Consider the following 1,243-nt stretch of genomic DNA (forward strand, 5'->3'; position numbering starts at 1 on the left):
AAAGCACTGGTGACGTTCTCAGGCATCTAAGGAGAACGAGATAGATTGACTAAAGTAGCCAATCCACCAGCGCTTTTTTGTATGCCTCAAAAAGCTGGTGGTAACGGCGGAAAGGAGAAAAACATGGCATTAGAATCCACTGGCTTGCCAGGCAGTATTGCTATTATGGCAGCATCAGAAGCCTATCCAAAGGGCAAACGGTACACCGTTCACAGCGTTTTACCAAATGTAAACGAAGAACAAGTTTCTACTTTCGTTGAAGCTTTCGGTACCATGGTTGACGGTGAAGTTGACATGGGTAACATCAAGGTTTCTGAAGTAAAGAAGTTTAGCAACATCTAATTTCGATTGATTAAATACTTTGAAAAGGAGGGAATAACATGGCAGCAACTGTACTTAAATTAACCTTTATTGGTTCTCTTGGTAAGTCACATACGATCCAAATCGCTAACCCTAAAAAGGGATTAGATAAGGATACAGTACTTAACGCAATGAACAAGATTGCGCAAACTCACATGTTCTTCAAGAACGACGAAGAATTGTACGTTACCCCTAAGCGGGCAGCTTACCTGACTTCAAGCTCAGAGCCTGTCTTCGTTGCTAATGCAGACGAAAACAAGTAATTAACGAGGACGCTCAAGTAGCGTCCTTTTTATTTTGAAAGGAAATCACCAATGCAAAAACCAGAACTTAATCAAGCCTTGGCCTTAGAAAGTTTTGCTCAAACTGCCTATCGAAAATGTGATTGTTGCAAACGAGTACGTGACATCTATTTCCGTCTCAATATTAGAGATGCAGAAACAGCATCAATGCTTGTTGGCTCAATGGAACTCTGTAAAGAATGTGGACAAAACATGGGTGAAATTACTAATTCCGAGGTCAAGACAGAAAGGACAATGCAGGAATTTAACTTTGGATAACGAATTAATCAAATATGTACTAGAACAATCGGGTGCATTATTGATTGCGCTGCTGCTAATCATGAGAGTAGAAGCCAAGCTAGACGGACTGACAGGGGAAATAAGCCGCCTGACAGATACAATTACGGCACACGCTCTCTCCATGAAGCGACATCGTGATTTTTGAAAATGACACACGATAAATTCATAGATTTATGCAATGGAGGAAAATTATGGATGAACTCATCACACGCTTCCTCCGTGATATGCAATTGGAGGGAAAAGCACCAAGTACTTTGCGTGTATATCAGAGCCGATTACAACAATTTCAAGGCTTCTTGGAA

The 1,243-nt window shown here is 40.9% G+C and carries 4 protein-coding genes; all 4 read left to right on the forward strand.

The window, feature by feature from the left end; all coding sequences use genetic code 11:
• Positions 1-45 precede the first annotated feature (45 nt).
• Genes ACFIK0_RS09135 through ACFIK0_RS09150 form a run of 4 tightly spaced genes read left to right on the forward strand, consistent with a single transcriptional unit; the run spans position 46 to position 1,086 of the window.
• On the forward strand, positions 46-342 hold the full coding sequence (locus ACFIK0_RS09135; protein ID WP_375663877.1) for a hypothetical protein: 297 nt from the start codon (positions 46-48) through the stop codon (positions 340-342).
• Between the two features lie 38 nt (positions 343-380).
• Positions 381-623, forward strand: coding sequence for a DUF2922 domain-containing protein (locus ACFIK0_RS09140; RefSeq protein WP_375663878.1), 243 nt, complete (start codon positions 381-383; stop codon positions 621-623).
• Positions 624-674: 51 nt separating this feature from the next.
• Complete coding sequence (locus ACFIK0_RS09145; protein WP_375663879.1) at positions 675-920, forward strand: hypothetical protein; 246 nt, start codon at positions 675-677, stop codon at positions 918-920.
• On the forward strand, positions 913-1,086 hold the full coding sequence (locus tag ACFIK0_RS09150; RefSeq protein ID WP_375663880.1) for a hypothetical protein: 174 nt from the start codon (positions 913-915) through the stop codon (positions 1,084-1,086). Before ACFIK0_RS09145 ends, ACFIK0_RS09150 begins: the two co-directional genes overlap by 8 nt.
• Positions 1,087-1,243: the final 157 nt, after the last annotated feature.

The sequence above is a fragment of the Bartonella sp. CL63NXGY genome, assembly GCF_042194905.1.
Taxonomy (GTDB): Bacteria; Pseudomonadota; Alphaproteobacteria; order Rhizobiales; family Rhizobiaceae; genus Bartonella.